The following is a 19,394-nucleotide window of genomic DNA, read 5'->3' as shown; positions in this document are numbered from 1 at the left end:
CCGACTCAATAGCGTCATACTTTTGCCCGACAATCACCAAGCCACAAAGGAATCTACCTATAAACCTTACAAATTTTCGGTGATAATAGTGAATAATATCAAAAAAATAGCTGTGATTATCTCATCCGCTCTAGCAACTTTCGCGGCCAATGCTGCTGTATTGCCCAGCAGCCAAACTGACAGTCAATGGTACCAAGACAGCGCCAAGCTCGTCAGTGAAAAAACCAAACAAACGAGTGCTACAACAGCTAAAAACGTCATTCTATTTGTCGGTGACGGTATGGGAGTATCGACACTCACTGCGGCACGTATTTTTGAAGGACAACAACAAGCTAATAACCAAGGCGGAGAGGAAAATTTCCTAAGCTTTGAGCTGTTCCCAAAAACGGCGCTAGTTAAAACCTACAACACCAATCAGCAAACACCCGACTCAGCAGGCACCATGACGGCTATCGCTACTGGCGTAAAATCTAAGGCGGGTGTGTTATCGGTATCAGATACCAGCCTTAGAGCCAATTGCTTATCTTCAAAGGGTAATGAACTGGTGACCTTAGTCGATTTAGCCAATGCCAAAGGACTCTCTACTGGCATTGTTAGTACGGCGAGGATCACCCATGCAACGCCAGCAGCAACTTATGCCACCTCTCCTGAGCGTAATTGGGAGGCCGACTCAAACCTTCCCACAGAAGCCGTTGCCAACGAGTGCAAGGATATTGCTTATCAACTGGTGATGCGTGATGAAGTTGACGCGCTGACGGTTGCCTTAGGTGGCGGACGTAGAAACTTCATCCCCAGTGATATGACCGACGGCGAAGATAAGGCTGGTCGCCGTGAAGATGGTTTAGATCTAACAAAGTCTTGGACTGACAACCTGAGTAACTCGGCTTACGTTTGGGACAAAGCGGGATTCGACGCTGTCGATGTCGCCTCGACCGATCATCTGCTTGGCTTATTTAATTCGTCACATATGCAGTATGAAGCCGACCGTTTAGATGACACAGCAGGAGAGCCCTCGTTAACCGAGATGACCACTAAATCGATAGAACTGCTCAATAAAAATGACCAAGGTTACTTATTGATAGTGGAATCGGGTCGAATCGATCACGCTCACCATGCCGGTAATGCCTATCGCGCCATGATGGATACTGTTGAGCTTTCGAATGCCGTTCGCGCCGCGGTCGAAAACACCAATCCTGAAGAAACCTTAATCATGGTCACCGCCGACCATAGTCACGTATTTACCATTGCGGGTTATCCAAAGCGTGGCAACCCAATATTAGGCCTAGTGCATGGTATCGATGGCAGTGTCACTATCGCCAAAGACGGTAAACCCTATACCACAGTTGGCTACACCAATGGCCCTGGAGCCGTGGTCGGTCTTCGCGATGACCTAAGCTCTGTCGATACTCAAGATAAAGAGTTTATGCAGCAAGCGCTCGTGCCAATGGGCAGTGAAACTCACGCTGGCGAAGATATTACTCTGCACGCTACAGGAGCGGGGTCAGATCTCGTTCAGGGCGTAATGGAGCAAAACGTTATCTTCCACATCATCAACCAGGCCCAATCCCTCGGTGGCACCAAATACTAACCAATGAGTACTCATATCAGCAGTACGAATTAACTACTGACACTCACTGACGAATCCGTCAGCACGAGTACCCATTTATGGAGTTAAAAATGAACAAGAAATTACTGGTACTATCAATTACAGCTATGTTGGGCCTAGCCGCTTGTGGCGATGATGGTGACAAAGGCGCCGATGGTAACGATGGTCAAGATTGGACTGCGGTCAACCAATGGTTCGTTGACGGTCAATCCCGCGTCACGAAGGCACAAGAGCTAAGCGTTAATAATGAAGCTGGCGCCGCAAAAAACATCATTCTATTTGTGGGTGATGGCATGGGCGTATCAACTGTAACTGCGGCGCGGATCCTAGAAGGACAATTAAAAGGGCAAACCGGTGAAGAAAACTCGCTGTCTTTTGAGACCTTACCTTATGTCGGCCTAGCCAAAACCTACAACGTCGACGGCCAAACACCGGACTCTGCGGGCACCATGACTGCCATGGTCACCGGCGTTAAAACTGATGTGGGCGTGATTTCACAAGCTGAAGGGGTAACTCGCGGTAACTGCGCCTCGACCGATGGCCAAAACTTAGTGACCTCGCTTGAACTGGCGGCAATGGCCGGCTTATCGACCGGCGTTGTCTCTACTGCACGCATTACTCACGCAACTCCAGCGGCAGCTTATGCCCATGCCCCCGAGCGTAACTGGGAAAGTGATGCTGACTTACCCGATGAAGCCATCACTAATGGTTGTAGTGACATCGCATCGCAGCTTCTAAGCTTTGATTATGGCGCGGGGCTCAATGTGGTCATGGGCGGAGGCCGTCGCGCATTTATCCCTAACACTGTGACTGACACAGAAGGTAAAGCCGGTAAGCGATTAGATAGTCGCGATCTCACCTCTGAGTGGCTAACGAAATATACCAACAGTGCGTATGTCGCCAGTAGAGATGAGTTCTTAGCACTCGATCCTGCTACTACCGACCATGCTCTTGGCTTATTTAATTCATCACATATGGAGTATGAACTCGACCGCACTACGGATGGGGTCACGGGCGAACCTTCATTGGCTGAAATGACCGCCAAGTCTATCGATATATTGCAGAAAAACGATAAAGGTTTTGTGCTAATTATTGAAGCAGGACGCATCGACCATGCTCACCATGCTGGCAACGCCGCCCGCGCTTTACACGACACTATCGCACTGTCTGAAGCGGTGCGCGTCGCCATGGAAAAAACCTCTGAAAAAGACACCCTGTTAATGGTTACCGCAGATCACAGCCATGTATTTACCATTGCAGGCTACCCCACTCGCGGCAATCCAATTTTAGGCCTAGTGAAAGGTAACGGCGCTGACGGACAGCCTGCCGTGACTAATGCAACCGATGCCAATGGTTTACCTTACACCACTGTCGGTTATGCCAACGGTCTTGGTTACGCCAATCTTGAAACCGGTGGTGATGAGCGTTATGGCTACGCAGCGGCGCCCGGGCGATTTGACCTCAATTATGTCGATACTCAAAGCGCGGGTTTTCACCAAGAAGCACTCGTGCCCCTTGGCAGCGAAACCCATGCGGGTGAAGACGTAGGGATTTTTGCAAGCGGCCCCGGTGCTCACTTAGTGCAAGGCACGGTTGAACAAAATCATCTTTTCCATGTGATGAATCATGCTGGCAGCTTAGTCGAAAAAGCTGAGGCGGCTCAGTCAACTTCGAATTAACGACCTTAGCGCCATGAATTGCCACCGAGAAGTCACTCGGTGGCCTGACGCTATGCCAACTCTATCCCATTTCACTAGGGCGTTATCCGAGGCTTTATGTCTTTGTTTGTCCCCAGTAGGAGCATATATGCTAGTTTCATTTTGTTCACGAGCGGCTGAGCCTCAGGCCAGCATCAGCCAAACCGAGAAGTCGATTGTCGACAAATCGATTATCAATAAATCAATAATCAAGACGTCAATGACCAAAGCTGCCTTCTTCACAAGCCTCATCAGCCTTTGCGCCACAAGCCTCACTGCAGCGAATGCCACAGAGCTTAGCTGCAATGATATTGACGCCAACCATCTGAGCGCGACATACAAGGTACACCATGCATCTGGTCAACAAAGTACAATGACCTTACTCAGAAACAAAGATCAAGTGATCTACCAACGCAGCCCCGTTAGTTTTGAAATGTGGAATAAACAAGGGGAGTACGTACGTTACTTCCCAGAGCAGCAGCGCTCAATCTCCTACCGTAAAGGCGATTTACGCTCACTCAATATGCACTTTGACTTTGAGCAATTAAACCATCTTGTATCAACAAGCCTTATCAGCAAGCTCACTCAGAGTGAACAAGCAATCCAGCCAATCGCTGCTGACAGAGAAAATCAAATTACGGCACTTGAGTGTTTAAATGCAAACCGCTATCACGGTGCGCTACATCTAAGCCAAGTTCAACTTGTTTGGGCTGAAAAAATCGCCTTACCCGTCACTATGGACGTTACTATGGATATGCAACAAGCTAACCAAAAAGTAAGTTATCAATTAACGTCGTTAAAAGCCCTTTCTAATGATGATTTTACCAGTTTGATTTCAGGCTATCGAGATATGGACTTTGCCGATGTCGGTGATAATGAGTCCGATCCCTTTATCGCCAAGATGATCCATCAAGGCTTTATTCAACATGGCAGCTCGGGCTTCTATGACAGCCAAGGTAATCAGCTCTCTGGCGGTGATAGCGGCCACCAGCATTAGCGATTAGCCTAAAGTAAAAGATCCACCTTCTGAAGAAGGTGGCTTTGCCCATCTGTTATAAAGCAGACTCCCTAAAAGGAAGCTTTCCTACCGTGCGTTAACAAGACGCCGTAAATATATCCCTATAGGCCTTTCTTTAAAGCATGGGCTAAATCACTGACTGCCATGGATTGGTGGAAATGCCAACAAATGTAGGGAACATTTGTGGTCCTGATTTAGAAGCTTGTACCGCACCATTAGCAAAGCTCACGTATCACTTGAGTTAATAAGCTATGTTTAAATGAACTTATAAGCCGTGTATCGCATGGATGCTAAGCTTGCCTCCATGGACACTTTCTCTTCAAACAAAAGTCGGCGTGCTTATAAGTCGTTAAACATTGCCTTACTCCGCAATGCCATTGAACGTACTTCAGGCAGAGCCTAATTGATGATAACCACCTACTGAAGTAGGTGGTTTAGGGCTAAAAACAAAAAACCTAGGCTATTGCCTAGGTTTTTATTTTTAGCTATCAAATAAATCAAGTTAACCGCGGCTTAGCAGTCCCTTTAATTCACTGATAAAAAACGTGATATCGGCTCTAGAAATATCGGCATGGGTCACTAAACGAATCGTTTTACCTGGGCTCAATAAAATACCTTTAGCTTTCAATTCTAATGCCAGCGCTTTGGTATCAATCTTGTCACTTACCGCAGCAAACACCATATTGGTTTGCACCTGTGACATATCGACCTCAAAGCCTTCAATCAAAGCAAGCTCGGCAGCAAGATAAGCAGCATTATCATGATCTTCTGCTAAACGCTCTACCTGTTCGGTCAATGCAAGCGTCGCAGCAGAGGCTAAGATCCCAGCTTGGCGCATACCGCCACCAAGCACTTTACGCCAGCGTCTCGCCTTGGTAATTAAACGCTCATCCCCCAGAAGGATCGAGCCTACTGGCGCACATAATCCCTTAGATAGACAGATTGAGACAGAGTCGAAATACTGAGTTATTTCGGTCATCGGAATATTTTGTGCAACAGCGGCATTAGCCACACGTGCGCCATCTAAGTGAATTTTCAAACCGCGTTCAAACGCAAGCGCTTGAGCCGAGGCTAAATATTCCTGCGGGACTATCTTACCGCCAATGGTATTTTCTAAACTCAATAAACGCGTACGCGCAAAATGAATATCATCGGGCTTAATCGCTGCCTCGATATCGCTTAATAAGATACTGCCATCAGCTTGGTTTGTTAGTGGCTGTGGCTGGATACTTCCTAGAACTGCCGCCCCACCACCTTCAAACTTATAGTTATGAGCTTGTTGACCACATAGGTATTCATCGCCGCGCTCACAGTGTGCCATCAAGGCAAGTAAATTTGCTTGAGTCCCTGAAGAGGTAAATAATGCATTATCATAACCAAACATCTCTGCGGCCATATCTTCAAGGTAGTTAACACTTGGATCATCGCCATAAACATCATCCCCTACTTCAGCCTGACTAATAGCGGCGCGCATAGCAGCCGTAGGCTTAGTGACCGTATCACTGCGAAAATCAATCATTATCTCAAGTCTCTAGATCTGGAATCATCAAATATTGCTCAATATTACTGTGGCCTGCTGCCAACTACCAGAAAAAAACTTAAGTTTACAATTGATAGAAACAAAGCCTAGAGAGCAAGTTACACAACTAAATAACAATTTACACAAAGATGAAAACGACTCAAGTGCATAACTTATCTTAAGAATTAGACATATCGCACAAATAAAGGCCTTCACAAAGACTCAAAACAAACAATTCATTAGAAAATGTAATGCATCAATTTAACTTTTATCATTGTATTTTTGATCTAAAAAGAGGCAAAATCCACCTCCTTTTATTTAGCTAGTGCAAATTATGTTAGAAGTTAAAGTTATCAGCTTTTTATGGTTAATCGGTATTTTGGCCGAAGCAATGACAGGTGCACTGGCTGCTGGTAAAAAACAGATGGACCTGTTTGGCGTAGTCATTATAGGCTGTGTTACCGCGATTGGTGGTGGCACGTTGCGCGATATTTTGCTCGGCAACTACCCATTAATCTGGATTGAGAATGTCCATTACTTGATTGCCATTGCTGCTGCCTCTTTACTTACAGTAATGATCGCTCCAGTTATGCGTCACCTGTCTAAACTCTTTCTCGCAATCGATGCGATAGGTTTAGCCGTGTTCTCGATTATCGGTGCACAGAAAACCTTATTGTTAGGCTTTAGTCCTGAAATTGCGATTGTGATGGGTGTAGTAACAGGCGTATTTGGCGGCGTGATCCGCGATATTCTTTGTAATCAAGTGCCACTTATCTTCAAGAAAGAGCTCTATGCATTGGTCGCGTTATTGACGGCATCGGCTTACGTCGCCATGAAGTTTAATGGTGTACCCGAGTGGCTTAACCTTTCAATATCTCTGATCTTTGGCTTTAGCTTCAGAATGCTCGCCATTCGCTATAAGTGGTCAATGCCTAAATTTGATTATCAGTATCAGTCTGATAACGCCCATTAGGTTTAATAAGAAATTCTAATAAAAAGGTCGGCATATGCCGACCTTTTTATTATCCAATATCTACTGGCTTTGTTTAAGCCGCAGGGGTCTCTTTTACATAGAGATCCATTTGTGGATACGGAATACCTATGCCAGCTTCGTCTAGAGCGACCTTTATCTGCTCTAAGATTTCAAAATGTGCAGGCCAGTAGTCAGAGCCTTTAACCCAGGGGCGAACCACGAAGTTAACCGATGAGTCGGCTAACTCTGCCACAGCCACTGTGTAGGCAGGATCTTTGAGCACATACTGACTGTTTTCAAGAATGTCAGTTAATACCTTTTTGGTCTCGGCAAGATTGGCGTCATAAGAAACCCCAATAACTAAATCTAAACGACGAGTGTCCATCGCAGAGTAGTTAACTATAGTGCCGTTCATCATGGCTGAATTTGGCGCAATAATAACCTTATTATCAGGAGTCAGTAATCGGGTTGAAAAGATAGTGATCTCATCGACAGTACCAGCAACGCCCGCCGCTTCCACATAGTCACCAACTCGACACGGCCTAAAGAGTACCATCAATACCCCGGCAGCAAAGTTAGACAAAGAGCCTTGCAGTGCTAAACCAACAGCTAAACCGGCGGCACCAATCACAGCAACTAACGAAGCGGTTTGCACACCTATCTGCCCTAGCGTAGCAACTATGGTAAATACGAACACTAATGCCCAAGCCATATTGGCAACAAACGACACAACTGTGTTGTCGACTTTACGCTTTTTCAGCAGCTTAGATGTTAGATTCTTGGCAACATTCGATAGGAATTTACCTATGACAAAAATGATAATCGCGAACAGCACTTTCATACCGTAGGTGACGATCAGTTCAGGCGCTTGCTCCATTAACCCTTGCAAGTTATCCATTTATATACTCCCTCAAATTTAAGAAATAACTATTGAACAATAACTAAAAACTCAACGCGTCGATTCTGTTCACGGCCGAACGCGGTTTGATTATTAGCAACGGGAAGCGAGCTCCCCACACCGTTAATTTGAAATCTATCGGCAGCAAATCCAAACTGCTCGACGAATACTTTTTTTACTTGCTCAGCCCTCTTGAGTGATAACTGCAGATTAAAACTTGCATCCCCAATAGAATCTGTGTGACCTACGAGCTGTATGCTTACCCTTGTTGATTTAAGCCAGCGCGCAATCACCTCAATCGTCTGCTCTTGGCTAGGCAGAATATCTGCTTGGGCAAACCCAAACTTAACCGAAATAGATGACAGCTTGCTACAGGCTGCAGGATATCGCTTACCATCACTCGTCCTTAGGCATAAGTCAGGCAAAATCGATAGCATCGGCCCTCGCTTATTAAGCAATGCTTTGTCACAGCCCTTCGCATCGACAACACGGTTTGGCGGCGTCGCTGCACAAGCATCTTTCAGATCTGGCACACCATCAAGATCACTATCTTGCCACTGCTTGGTCACAAGGGGCGTGGACAGGAGTGTGCTAACAATCAAAAGTAGCGCTAACTTTGCTATCATGTTTCACCTGACAAACCGTTACACTCTGCTATGGTTTAGATGATAAGCGTCATATTCAACCGCATATAATTGTATTCACAGCCGATATCAATGATTAATACTTAACAGGCAATAGGCGACATATTAACTCAATTGATACAAAAACACAGTCAAACAATTAACTTAAACAATACAAGCATAGTTAATATCTGTCAGTTTTCGATTTTACCTCCCATGCTGATATCGCTTACAAGGGGCTTAAGCCCCTATATCAAGTTTGTTTAGCTGAGCGAAGGAAAACTAGAAGAGGTAACGATATTGCAGCTGCAATGTGCGCGGCGCACCTAAGCTGGCAATAGGGTACTGCGCTTTGTGACCGTGCTTAAAAATACTTTGGATCACCTCACTATCAAACAGGTTATCGACAGTCAGAGAGAGTTGCTGCTCCTGCTCTGCCGTTATCCAAGCTTGAATGCCAATATTGGTTAATAGGTAATCCCCTGCTATCAGTCCGTAGTCGACAAACTCCCCCACGTACTGGCCACTCATCCAGACAGATATATCGTCATTCACATCATAGTTAAGTTTGGCAAATCCAGTATATTCTGGCACACGCTCAATCTGCTCTCCAGTATCTTGCCTTGCGGCAGAGGCATAGCTGCCACTAAGCTCCATGAGTAGCTGTGGTGTCAGCTCACTAACAAGGTGTAGATCGATACCATAGCTCTCAACACGGGCGTCGAGGTTGTCATAAATAAATTCAACTTCAGTCATAGCGCGAGGCTCGATAAGGTTATCGATACTGCGCCAAAAACCATCGACTGTGAGAGATACATCTCCCTGATAATGAAGCCCCAAATTAATGCTTTGGCTCGTTTCGGCAACTAGCTCGGCATTTCCGAGTGTGCCGACTTGGGAGTGCAGCTCTGAAGCTGTCGGTTGTCGGTAACCATTACCTAGACTGCCCTTAAGTTGCAGTCGCGGGGTGAGTTCCTGAGTTAATGCGAGGTTAGCCACCCAGATGGTTTCTTCATTTGCTAACCGATTGACTCTGGCACCAATCGATAATTGTGTATCCGGCAAGGCTTCAAACTTAGGTTGATACTGGCTAAATAGTGAGTAGGAATGATCTTTTTCTGCGGTGAACAACATCACCTCATCGGCGCCTTCATACTCTTCATATTGGCCACCGAAAACCCACTGACTTCCCGCCTGTGTTTGATAATTAGCACTAACCGTTGCGCCGAGATCTTTAAAGCCCCAATATTTCTGCCAATATGTCACTGTCGCATTACCCTTCTCGTCCAAAGTGATCTCACTGTATTGCGAATCCCAATGCTGGTAATTAACCTTAGCTTGCAACAGTAACTGCTCAGAAACCTCAAGCTGCCAATCTGCATAGGCGATAGTTTGCTTGCGCTCATTTTCACTTAATATCGCATCATAGGCTAACGGGCGTTCGAGCAAGCCATCGCTATACTGGGCAAAAACAGTAAGTTGCTGAGCATCACTGAGCGACCAACGAAGCTTGGCATTTAGGTTATTCATCTGATAGCCGCGCTCTTTATCTAATACCGCCGTTGGTGAATACTCTTCATCGGGCCAGAGTGCATAGCCTTCAGACTGACTTGAGCTTGCGGCTAAGCTCAATTGCACCGAGTCAACTTCAGTGCTAACAAAACCGGAGAGATCATAGCTAGGCAAGGTGTCAGCAGCGAAACTCAGCTCTCCAGCATCACTTCCCTGATAACTTTTAGTAATGATATTAATGACACCCGCAATCGCTTCCGAACCAAAGAGTACACTCTGAGGACCTTTGATTACTTCAATGCGCTCAATCAGCATGGGATTGATGCTATCGGTATAAGTCGAGCCATAAAGGCGGTTGTTTAGCCGATTACCGTCTAGCAGCCAGAGAATATCTTGTGGCCGACTCCCTTGCAGTGAGTAATCGGTATCGGTATGGCGCCCAGCTCGTCCATTGGCGAATAACCCCGGAACAAACTGACTTAATATTTTATTAATATCCACCCCGCCGGCAGCATGGATCATCTCATTACTAATAACCGTAACATCACTGCCTAGATAGACGTTGGTGTAGGTACCATCCTCATAATGTTGTAAACCGTGAACAGTGATCTTTTCAATTTCATCCGCAAAAGAGGTAAAACTAGTAACAGATAAAGCGAGGGCTATTAATTTTAGTTTGTGATGCATCTTTATATGTCCATATAGTGATAAGCAAATGTTTAAGCTCATTTTTTCAACACGGACTATATATATCCATCATTTAAAGAAATCTGATTAAGATCAACTCACAAGCCAAAAGTATGACGAATTTTAAAAAAGTATTACCATCAATTATCTCCCTATCACAAGCCGTATATAGATGAAATAACAAACAAATAAAAAAGCCGCTGCAACTTTAGTTACAACGGCAAAGGGTTGATGGGTTGAAAGAGTAGTTAAAAGAGTCGTTGAAAGTAATAAGAAGTTAATAAAGCCAGTTACAAAACTAGTCGGCTAGCTTGAGCTTGATACGAATATTGTCGTAGCACCAGTTAAACGCCACCGCATAGAAGAAGAAAAAGATTAAGAAGGCTGCTTCAAGTGCTAGCGCCTGCAACAAGCTTACACCTAAGAACCAGGCTATGGCTGGTACGGTTATAAAGATAAGCCCACCTTCAAAACCACAAGTATGACCAATGCGCATCTTGAGGCTTCTATTGACTCTGTCGCTGCCGAACTGCTTATCAAACCAGATATTATAAAAGTAGTTCCAAACAACGGTATAAAGACTCAAGCCAACGCCTACCGCCAACATAGAGGTTGCTTCTGTGCCCGATAACAAAGATGCCGCAGGCACAATAATCGCTAAGGCAAAGGCCTCAAATAAAATGGCGTGAATGATTCTGTCTTTAACTGTCATGATAAATAACCCTAAATTAAGTTGCAGCTATTATCATCTTTATCTACGATACATGAAAATTAGATACCATCACTTTTACTGATATGTTGACCATTGAACAGCTCTATTCATTTGTAACGACCGTCGAAACAGGCTCCTTTTCTGCAGCAGCGAGAAAGCTTGGCAAGGTACAGTCTGCGATTAGTCAGCACATTATCAATCTCGAAATCGACACCAACCAAACCCTGTTTGATAGAAGCCACCGTTACCCCATTTTGACACGTGCAGGCGAGCAGTTATTGCCTCAGGCCAAAGCTGTGCTGGCACAGCATCAACGTCTTAACTTGCAGGTACTCGCGCTGGATAAACAAGATAATTTAAAGCTCACCCTTGCCGTTGATGAAGGGATCCCCTATAACAAATTCACAGCTTTACTCAGCAGCCTCTCGAACCAATACCCCGAATGCGAGCTGGAATTACTTTGTGCTTCCAGTCTAGATATCATTCATCTCGTGGATACCAAACGAGCCGACCTAGGTATTGTCTTTAGCGAACTAACATACTCTGAGAGTCTCGATTTCGAGTCACTCGGAACAGTAAAGTTTGAATTACTGGTGAACCCAAACCATCCTCTTGCTCAGGAAACCTCGTCGCACATTGATGTGCTCAAACTCCACAGACAGTTAGTCATTGGCTCGAAAGCAAAACAAAAGGGTTGGTTTAATACCCCCCACTCTCCCGATGTATGGCATGCCGATAACTATTACATGTTACTCGAACTCGCTAAAGCAGGCTTTGGTTGGGCGCTATTACCACTTCACCTTTGTGAAGAAGCTATAGCGGCTCAACAACTCTGTAAGCTTAAGATTGATTTTGAGCAATTGGGTTGGCAAGCAAACGTCGATGTTATTCAACATAAAAGCCGCGCTGAAAATGAGTTCAATAAAGAAGTCAGAGCGTTAATGCGCGGATTACTTACCTAAAGAATCTCGACTTATTCAGCTGTGAACTAGAGGGGTTACCTAAAAAAATAGGTATAAAAAAACGGCCTGATGGCCGTTTTTTCGTTACTGGAAGCTAAGTGACAAAAGCTAAATGACTAAAAGTTTACTTATCTTCAGGCTTTGGTGGGTAGTTTACTAATAACGCACCTACGGCTTCATTTACCACTTTTACGCGCTCTTCAGGGGTATCTTTATCGCGCATCGTATCGGCAACAGAACCTCTCCAGATAAGCTTACCTGTTTTTGCGTTAACTAAATCGAGGATCAAAGTCCCTACTTCATATTCACGAACGGTTGTTTGGGTGTGGCCGACGCCACCGCCCCAACCTCGACCATAATATGGGTTATAGCCATAGTTGCTGTTGAAGGTATCGACATTGATCTTCTTATCGACTTTGGTTAGGTAATTAACTAATACATCGGCGCTAGCCACATCTGCTTTTGCTAGACCTTTTAGCTGCAGTTGATCGTCAACGGCTTTACGAACACGCTGATCCATTAGGCCATCTAAATGATAAGTCGCATCATCAGTTTTCTTCTCTACCCAAGCGTAAGTTTTCACTTCTGAAAAGTTTACACCTGGATCATAATCTGAGCTTGTTTTAAGTGAGCTACATGCACTTAATGCTAGTGCAGCCATGATAACCAATAACTTCTTCATGTTCTCTCCAACCATAATCTTTTATATTTTGTGCACTTATTCGCCCAGCTTACAGAGCTATTTCTTAATCTACAACTCAATTTTGGTAAATACTCTTGTCAGGCATCTTGACTTAACCGCACGGCCTAATGATAATGATTATCAATTACCATATTATTAATGAGAGTCACTATGTTCTGGTTTATCGCAGCTTTTGCCATCGCTACAGTGGTGTTTTTGGTTACACCGGAAAATGTCTCTGACGCCCCTGATAATCAAGCTTCCTTAGCCGATAAACTCAGTAAACACTCACTGATTATTCTGCCTCTTTTGGTGCTTAGTTGGTTGATTATCGCTATTGCCAGTGCCCCAGTAACCCACTTTGCAGGCACTGCAATTGGCTTTGTGCTGACCTCATGCTCTATTGCGCTACCTAGTACTCACAAATATTTGGCCCCCCTAGCCACACTGACCTTCGCATCATTATTAATTGAGCTAGCGCTGTACCTTTAACGCTCTCAAGCAAACCGAGGAAAAGCTGTCGCCACTATTAATAACGACACTGCCCCTTGCATCATTATTGATTGAGCTAGCACTGTACCTTTAATGCTCTCAAGTAAACCGAGGAAAAGCAGCCGCTACCATTAATAACGACACTGCCCCTTGCATCATTATTAATTGAGCTAGCGCTGTACCTTTAATGCTCTCAAGTAAACCGAGGAAAAGCAGCCGCTACCATTAATAACGACTCAGGCCTTTACATCATTATGGATTAAGCTAGCGCTATTTCTATAAAAGCCGTTTGTCAGGCTGCCATTAACCTGACAAACGAGTAAGTTTCTCTTAACCAGCCTCTCCCGTAACGCTAGCTTCTTTGCTAAACTGGCCACATTAGTTCACCAGCGACCACTCAAATGAAATCCGATCCAAACGTATCATTAGTCTATAGCACCGATGGCGGCAGAATTGCTCCTGAAAAACAGACCCAATCGGCACCGGAAGGTGATGGCATTGTCAGAATTCATAACGATAGCAAAGGCCGTAAAGGCAAAGGCGTTTCAGTGATTAAAGGCCTTGGCTTACAAGAAAAAGAGCTAAAAGCCTTAGCCCAAAAACTCAAAAAACAGTGCGGCTGCGGCGGTACAGTAAAAGAGTTCAATATCGAAGTGCAAACCGACAATAGAGAGCAAATTAAGACCCTGCTCGAAAAACTCAATTACACTGTCAAATTGGCTGGCGGCTAAACTCCCACTTATATGGAAAAGTCTATGGACAGTTTACAAAATCACTTCTTAATCGCTATGCCTTCCTTGCAGGATACCTATTTTGAACGTTCATTGATCTATATCTGTGAGCACGACGAAAAAGGCGCCATGGGCATAGTGGTCAATAAGCCCAGTGGCATTATCGTTGACGAGCTTCTAGAGCAGATGGAGCTAAGCGAGGAGCCAGAACCTATTAGTACTCTCGCAAGAGAAGTGCTTGCTGGCGGCCCAGTCAATCCTGAGCGCGGCTTTGTACTGCATACGACGCAAGATTGCTGGAGTAATAGCGATGCGATTACACCAGAAGTGATGTTGACCACATCGCAAGATATCTTAGCCTGTTTAGGCTCAGATAAGGCGCCAGAGAAGTTTGTTATCGCACTGGGTTATGCTGGCTGGACTCGTGGACAATTAGAGCAAGAGCTCACCGAAAACACTTGGCTATCTATCCCGGCAAGCCCTGAGTTACTGTTTGACATCGAACATGACAAACGTTGGCAGCTGGCGACTGAGTCTCTGGGTTTTGATATCTGGCAGCTGTCTCAACATGCTGGTCACGCATAAATACCGCCTTTTAACGGCATAAAACAGGAAAGACAAAGATGGGCGATAAAAGCGTCTTAGGCTTTGATTACGGCACAAAGAGTATCGGTATTGCTATAGGGCAAGAACTCACCGCAAGCGCTAGACCACTATTGTCGATAAAGGCTGTAGACGGGATCCCTAGATGGGAAGAGATTGGCGCACTCATTACCGAATGGAAACCCGATCTTGTAGTCGTTGGCCTACCACTCAATATGGATGGCACCGAGCAAGAGATGACCCAAAGAGCACGCAAGTTTGCCAATCGCATAAGTGGTCGCTTCGGCGTAAAAGTCGAGACTCAAGACGAACGTCTCACCACTGCAGACGCTAAAGCTAGGCTGTTTGAGATGGGAGGATACAAGGCCCTGACTAAGGGGCAAGTTGATGCCATGTCTGCTGTACTGATTGTTGAAAGTTACTTTGAAAATCAGTACGGGGACTAAAAAGGCAGGCTTAGCCTCAATGCAGGCAAGTTAAGACCAAACCTGATTCACCAACAAAAATCAAAGAACCCAGCACAAGCTGGGTTCTTTGCTTTAAAAGCTATTTACCACGAAGCGCTCTCTTCGTTTGCTACACGGAGAACACGAAGTAAACACGCCTAAATATGCGGCTTAACGATATTCGCCATCATCTGAATATGGTCATCGTTATCATTTAATGCGGCAATATATCGATACTCTTCACCACCCGCCTGTTCGAAGATCTCACGATTTTCGCCAGCGATCTCCTCTAACGTCTCTAAACAATCGGCGCTAAAGGCTGGGCATACCACGGCAATGTCTTTAATCCCCTGACTAGGTAGCGCTTCCATGGTGGCATCGGTATAGGGCGTCAGCCATTTGGCTTTACCGAAGCGAGATTGGAAGGTGGTTATATACTGATCTCCAGTTAGTCCCAACTTCTCGACCACCAGCTTAGTCGTCTTCATACAGAAACAATAATAGGGATCGCCCAAGTGGAGGTTTCGCTCCGGCATACCGTGATATGACAGCACGAGCTTTTGCGGCTGACCATTAAGCTCAAAGTCTTTAGCGATAGATGCCGCTAGTGCATCGATAAAGTCAGGATGGTCATGATAGCTATTGATAAAATGTAGCGCAGGCAGATACCGCCAAGTAGCAAGCTCTTTGGCGATTGCATCGAAAGCTGACGCCGTTGTTGGCGCCGAGTATTGCGGATACAGAGGCAATATCACCATCTTGTCTACGCCCTCTTGATGCATTCTTTGCAGCGTCGATGACACCGACGGCTGGCCGTAACGCATACAAAAGTCCACCGAGACATCCTCGCCGCTCTTTTCAAAGTGCTCAGCCAGCTTTTGGGCTTGGCGGCGAGTAATATCCATCAACGGCGAGCCCTGCTCGGTCCACACCTGTTTATAAAGCGCCGCTGATTTTGCTGGACGAACTCGTAAGATAATACCGTGCAAGATAAGCATCCAAACGAGTTTCGGGATCTCAACTACACGGGGATCGGCTAGGAACTCCGCCAAATAACGCCTGAGCGCCGAGGGGGTTGGTTCATCTGGAGTGCCTAAATTAACTAATAACACCCCCGTCTTGCCACGTACTTGGTGGCCGACGTCCTTGGTCAATCCTAAATACTTAGCCAAGATAACTCCTTAACCTTTGAATATTATCTACAGATACGTTTTAATCTGCTTTGAGTTCAACACGGGCCGTAAAAAAAGCTGGCAATTGAATATATTGCCAGCTTTTATCGGGGTGACTTAGCCTAGTCTAAATTGAGTGTGACCCCATCCATAGAGCTACTGCTAGTCGTATCTGAGCTTTGTAGCTTGATCATCAGTCGCAGGTCGTTTGGTGAATCCGCATGATGCAGCGCATCGGCGTAACTGATCTCGCCCTCGCTGTAGAGCTTTAACAAAGCTTGGTCGAAGGTCTGCATCCCCTGCTCATTTGACTTTGCCATGGTTTCTTTAAGGGTATGCAGCTCATTTTTAGCAATCAAGCTGGCGACACGCGGGGTATTAATCAATACCTCAATCGCCGCACGCCTTCCGCTGCCATCGCTCTTAGGCACCAATTGCTGCGCCACAATACCGCGTAAGTTTAACGACAAATCAAACAGCAGTTGATGGTGCTTACTCTCCGGCACTAAATGCATGATACGGTCGAGCGCTTGGTTAGCGTTATTAGCATGCAGAGTCGCCATACAAAGGTGACCCGTCTCGGCAAAAGACAGCGCGAACTCCATAGTTTCCTGGCTACGAATTTCACCGATCAAAATCACATCAGGCGCCTGACGCAGAGAACTTTTAAGCGCTGCATCGAAAGACTCGGTATCGATCCCCACCTCACGCTGAGTAATGATGCTCTGCTTATGCTCATGAACAAATTCCACCGGATCTTCAATCGTCAGAATATGACCGCGGGCATGGGTATTTCGATAGCCGACCAGTGCCGCAAGCGAGGTCGACTTACCTGTACCGGTACCACCAACCAAAATCACTAAGCCGCGCTTACTCATCACCAAATCTTTTAAGATAGGCGGCAACATTAAGTCATCAACCTCAGGGATCTGAGTCTCGATTCGACGCATCACGCAGCCGGGAAACTCACGCTGCCAAAAGGCGCTGACACGAAATCGGCCAAGATCTTTAGCCGAAAAGGCAAAGTTACACTCACGAGTCCCGTGAAATTCCTGCTTTTGCACATCAGTCATCAATGACTCAACAAAATCTAACGACTGGGCAGGAGTAAAAGCATTCTCACCTAAGGGGCGCAGCTCACCATCAACTTTAGCGCTCGGTGGGAAACCTGCGGTAATAAATAGATCCGATGCCTTACGCTCAATCATCACCTTTAGAAAAGGACGAACATCCATAGACTAGCTATCCCTATTACCTATTAAAAGTTGGTTTGTTTATTCGAGCTCTTAGCCATGGCATCTTCACGGGAGATTTGGCCGCGATTAACCAAGTTCTGTAAACATTGGTCCAGCGTCTGCATTCCGTGGGCCATACCCGTTTGAATTGCCGAATACATCTGCGCGACTTTATCCTCACGAATAAGGTTACGAATCGCAGGCGTCCCCATCATGATCTCATGCGCCGCCACTCGGCCGCCGCCCACTTTCTTAATCAAGGTCTGAGAGATAACCGCCTGCAAAGATTCAGACAACATGGTTCTTACCATGCCTTTCTCACCTTCAGGGAAAACGTCGACAATACGGTCAATGGTTTTAGCCGCAGAGGTGGTATGCAGGGTTCCAAAGACTAAGTGACCCGTTTCCGCCGCTGTCATCGCCAGACGAATGGTTTCAAGATCTCGCATCTCACCGACTAAGATCACGTCTGGATCTTCACGCAGTGCACTTCTCAGTGCCGCGTTAAAGCTGTGGGTATGGCGATGCACTTCACGTTGGTTAATCAAGCACTGCTTATTTTGATGAACAAATTCTATCGGATCTTCAATGGTCAGAATGTGGTCGTGACGGTTTTCGTTCACATAATCGATCATTGCCGCCAAGGTGGTACTCTTTCCCGAGCCAGTTGGGCCGGTGACCAATACTAGACCACGGGGGAAACTTGAGATTTTTTTGAAGATCTCCGGTGCGCCTAATTGCTCCAGACTCAAGATGTCACTGGGAATGGTACGGAAAACCGCCGCCGAACCACGAGACTGGTTAAAAGCATTAACACGAAAACGTGCAAGACCCGGCACTTCAAACGAGAAATCTATCTCTAGGTGCTCTTCATAATCCTTACGCTGCTTATCGTTCATGATGTCGTAGACTAAGCTATGTACACCTTGGTGATCTAAAGCGGGTAAATTAATCTTTCTCACTTCACCATCAACACGGATCATGGGAGAAACACCCGCTGAAAGGTGTAGATCTGATGCATTGTGTTTTACACTAAAGGCAAGTAACTCTGTGATTTCCATAGTTTGGGATATCCATTCAACCAAAAACTTACAACATGACAACAATAACAGACAGACTCGCAATCGCCCAGAGCCGGATTGCACAAGCGGCGCAAAATTCTTCTCGCCGAGCAGAAGATGTACAACTCCTTGCCGTGAGCAAAACAAAACCCAATAACCAGATCATTGAAGCCTATCATGCGGGTCAGCGTCGCTTCGGCGAAAACTATGTGCAAGAGGGCGAATCTAAGGTCAATGCACTTAGCGAAGACTACCCAGATATTGAGTGGCACTTTATCGGGCCACTACAATCAAACAAAACCAAAGTGGTTGCGACACTGTTTGACTGGATGCATACAGTCGAGCGTGAAAAAATCGCCCAACGGCTGAATGAGCAGCGCCCGGACTCGATGCCGCCGATCAATGTGTGTATTCAAGTCAACATCAGCCAAGAAGCGAGTAAGTCTGGCGTCGCGGCCAATGAAATATTGGCTCTCGCAGACAAGATTGCCCAGATGCCTAATCTGACTCTTCGCGGCTTGATGGCTATTCCATCGGCCGATGTCGATGAACAAACGGCCACAGATGAAATGGCAGCCTTGCAGGCACTGTATAACCAATTGGCTCAACGCTTTGATTATGTCGATACCCTGTCTGTTGGCATGAGTAATGACCTAGAGCTTGCCGTTGCCCATGGATCAACCATGGTGCGTATTGGTAGCGCTATCTTTGGCGAGCGTGATTACAGCAAGGCATAAGCAACAACTGGCGGATTGAGTATCAATA

At 45.8% G+C, this 19,394-nt stretch carries 19 protein-coding genes; 10 read left to right on the top strand and 9 right to left on the bottom strand.

Annotated features, from left to right (window positions below):
* Window positions 1-82 precede the first annotated feature (82 nt).
* The 3 genes from SPEA_RS05985 to SPEA_RS05975 all read left to right on the top strand — a co-directional run bounded on the left by SPEA_RS05985 (window position 83) and on the right by SPEA_RS05975 (window position 4,300).
* On the top strand, window positions 83-1,588 hold the full coding sequence (locus SPEA_RS05985; protein WP_041411308.1) for an alkaline phosphatase: 1,506 nt from the start codon (window positions 83-85) through the stop codon (window positions 1,586-1,588).
* A gap of 89 nt (window positions 1,589-1,677) precedes the next feature.
* Complete coding sequence (locus SPEA_RS05980) at window positions 1,678-3,285, top strand: alkaline phosphatase (RefSeq protein WP_012154399.1); 1,608 nt, start codon at window positions 1,678-1,680, stop codon at window positions 3,283-3,285.
* A gap of 127 nt (window positions 3,286-3,412) precedes the next feature.
* Complete coding sequence (locus SPEA_RS05975) at window positions 3,413-4,300, top strand: hypothetical protein (RefSeq protein ID WP_012154398.1); 888 nt, start codon at window positions 3,413-3,415, stop codon at window positions 4,298-4,300.
* 523 nt (window positions 4,301-4,823) lie between these two features.
* On the opposite strand, the gene ltaE is transcribed toward SPEA_RS05975, so the two are convergent.
* Window positions 4,824-5,840, bottom strand: coding sequence for a low-specificity L-threonine aldolase (gene ltaE / locus SPEA_RS05970; RefSeq protein WP_012154397.1), 1,017 nt, complete (start codon window positions 5,838-5,840; stop codon window positions 4,824-4,826).
* 334 nt (window positions 5,841-6,174) lie between these two features.
* Here ltaE and SPEA_RS05965 point away from each other — a divergent pair, with 334 nt between their 5' ends.
* Entirely contained in the window at window positions 6,175-6,813 is a 639-nt protein-coding gene (locus SPEA_RS05965; RefSeq protein WP_012154396.1) for a trimeric intracellular cation channel family protein, read from the top strand.
* Between the two features lie 73 nt (window positions 6,814-6,886).
* On the opposite strand, the gene SPEA_RS05960 is transcribed toward SPEA_RS05965, so the two are convergent.
* The 4 genes from SPEA_RS05960 to SPEA_RS05945 form a co-directional block, all read right to left on the bottom strand.
* The gene (locus SPEA_RS05960; RefSeq protein ID WP_012154395.1) at window positions 6,887-7,711 is read right to left on the bottom strand and encodes a mechanosensitive ion channel family protein; all 825 of its coding nucleotides are present in this window, start codon (window positions 7,709-7,711) and stop codon (window positions 6,887-6,889) included.
* 29 nt (window positions 7,712-7,740) lie between these two features.
* Window positions 7,741-8,337, bottom strand: coding sequence for an OmpA family protein (locus tag SPEA_RS05955; RefSeq protein WP_012154394.1), 597 nt, complete (start codon window positions 8,335-8,337; stop codon window positions 7,741-7,743).
* A 279-nt stretch (window positions 8,338-8,616) separates the two neighbouring features.
* Window positions 8,617-10,533, bottom strand: coding sequence for a TonB-dependent receptor plug domain-containing protein (locus tag SPEA_RS05950; RefSeq protein ID WP_041410861.1), 1,917 nt, complete (start codon window positions 10,531-10,533; stop codon window positions 8,617-8,619).
* A 298-nt stretch (window positions 10,534-10,831) separates the two neighbouring features.
* Window positions 10,832-11,245, bottom strand: a complete 414-nt coding sequence (locus SPEA_RS05945) for a PACE efflux transporter (RefSeq protein WP_012154392.1) — start codon at window positions 11,243-11,245, stop codon at window positions 10,832-10,834.
* A gap of 83 nt (window positions 11,246-11,328) precedes the next feature.
* Here SPEA_RS05945 and SPEA_RS05940 point away from each other — a divergent pair, with 83 nt between their 5' ends.
* On the top strand, window positions 11,329-12,207 hold the full coding sequence (locus SPEA_RS05940) for a LysR family transcriptional regulator (protein ID WP_012154391.1): 879 nt from the start codon (window positions 11,329-11,331) through the stop codon (window positions 12,205-12,207).
* 124 nt (window positions 12,208-12,331) lie between these two features.
* Here the strand turns inward: SPEA_RS05940 and SPEA_RS05935 are convergent, their stop codons facing one another.
* Window positions 12,332-12,889: a DUF4136 domain-containing protein gene (locus tag SPEA_RS05935; protein ID WP_012154390.1), complete on the bottom strand. Its 558-nt coding sequence runs from the start codon at window positions 12,887-12,889 to the stop codon at window positions 12,332-12,334.
* 171 nt (window positions 12,890-13,060) lie between these two features.
* Here SPEA_RS05935 and SPEA_RS05930 point away from each other — a divergent pair, with 171 nt between their 5' ends.
* From SPEA_RS05930 to ruvX, 4 genes are all read left to right on the top strand, one after another.
* A complete protein-coding gene (locus tag SPEA_RS05930) occupies window positions 13,061-13,381 on the top strand; it encodes a hypothetical protein (RefSeq protein ID WP_041410860.1) in 321 nt (106 codons plus the stop codon).
* 401 nt (window positions 13,382-13,782) lie between these two features.
* Window positions 13,783-14,112, top strand: coding sequence for a stress response translation initiation inhibitor YciH (gene yciH, locus SPEA_RS05925; protein ID WP_012154388.1), 330 nt, complete (start codon window positions 13,783-13,785; stop codon window positions 14,110-14,112).
* 24 nt (window positions 14,113-14,136) lie between these two features.
* Window positions 14,137-14,697: a YqgE/AlgH family protein gene (locus tag SPEA_RS05920; RefSeq protein ID WP_041410859.1), complete on the top strand. Its 561-nt coding sequence runs from the start codon at window positions 14,137-14,139 to the stop codon at window positions 14,695-14,697.
* Between the two features lie 38 nt (window positions 14,698-14,735).
* The gene (gene ruvX / locus SPEA_RS05915; protein WP_012154386.1) at window positions 14,736-15,161 is read left to right on the top strand and encodes a Holliday junction resolvase RuvX; all 426 of its coding nucleotides are present in this window, start codon (window positions 14,736-14,738) and stop codon (window positions 15,159-15,161) included.
* A gap of 158 nt (window positions 15,162-15,319) precedes the next feature.
* Here the strand turns inward: ruvX and hemH are convergent, their stop codons facing one another.
* The 3 genes from hemH to SPEA_RS05900 all read right to left on the bottom strand — a co-directional run bounded on the left by hemH (window position 15,320) and on the right by SPEA_RS05900 (window position 18,629).
* Window positions 15,320-16,333, bottom strand: a complete 1,014-nt coding sequence (gene hemH / locus SPEA_RS05910; protein ID WP_012154385.1) for a ferrochelatase — start codon at window positions 16,331-16,333, stop codon at window positions 15,320-15,322.
* A 122-nt stretch (window positions 16,334-16,455) separates the two neighbouring features.
* Window positions 16,456-17,568 carry a PilT/PilU family type 4a pilus ATPase gene (locus SPEA_RS05905; RefSeq protein WP_012154384.1) on the bottom strand — a complete coding sequence of 371 codons (1,113 nt, stop codon included), beginning with the start codon at window positions 17,566-17,568 and terminating at the stop codon, window positions 16,456-16,458.
* A gap of 23 nt (window positions 17,569-17,591) precedes the next feature.
* On the bottom strand, window positions 17,592-18,629 hold the full coding sequence (locus SPEA_RS05900) for a type IV pilus twitching motility protein PilT (protein WP_012154383.1): 1,038 nt from the start codon (window positions 18,627-18,629) through the stop codon (window positions 17,592-17,594).
* 35 nt (window positions 18,630-18,664) lie between these two features.
* On the opposite strand from SPEA_RS05900, the gene SPEA_RS05895 reads away from it, so the two are divergent.
* Window positions 18,665-19,366 (top strand): YggS family pyridoxal phosphate-dependent enzyme, encoded by a 702-nt coding sequence (locus SPEA_RS05895; protein WP_012154382.1) that lies wholly within the window; start codon window positions 18,665-18,667, stop codon window positions 19,364-19,366.
* Window positions 19,367-19,394 lie beyond the last annotated feature (28 nt).

This window comes from Shewanella pealeana ATCC 700345 (assembly GCF_000018285.1).
GTDB lineage: Bacteria > Pseudomonadota > Gammaproteobacteria > Enterobacterales > Shewanellaceae > Shewanella > Shewanella pealeana.
The sequence above is the reverse complement of the archived record's forward strand: the minus strand, read 5'-3'. Positions and strand labels throughout refer to the sequence as shown.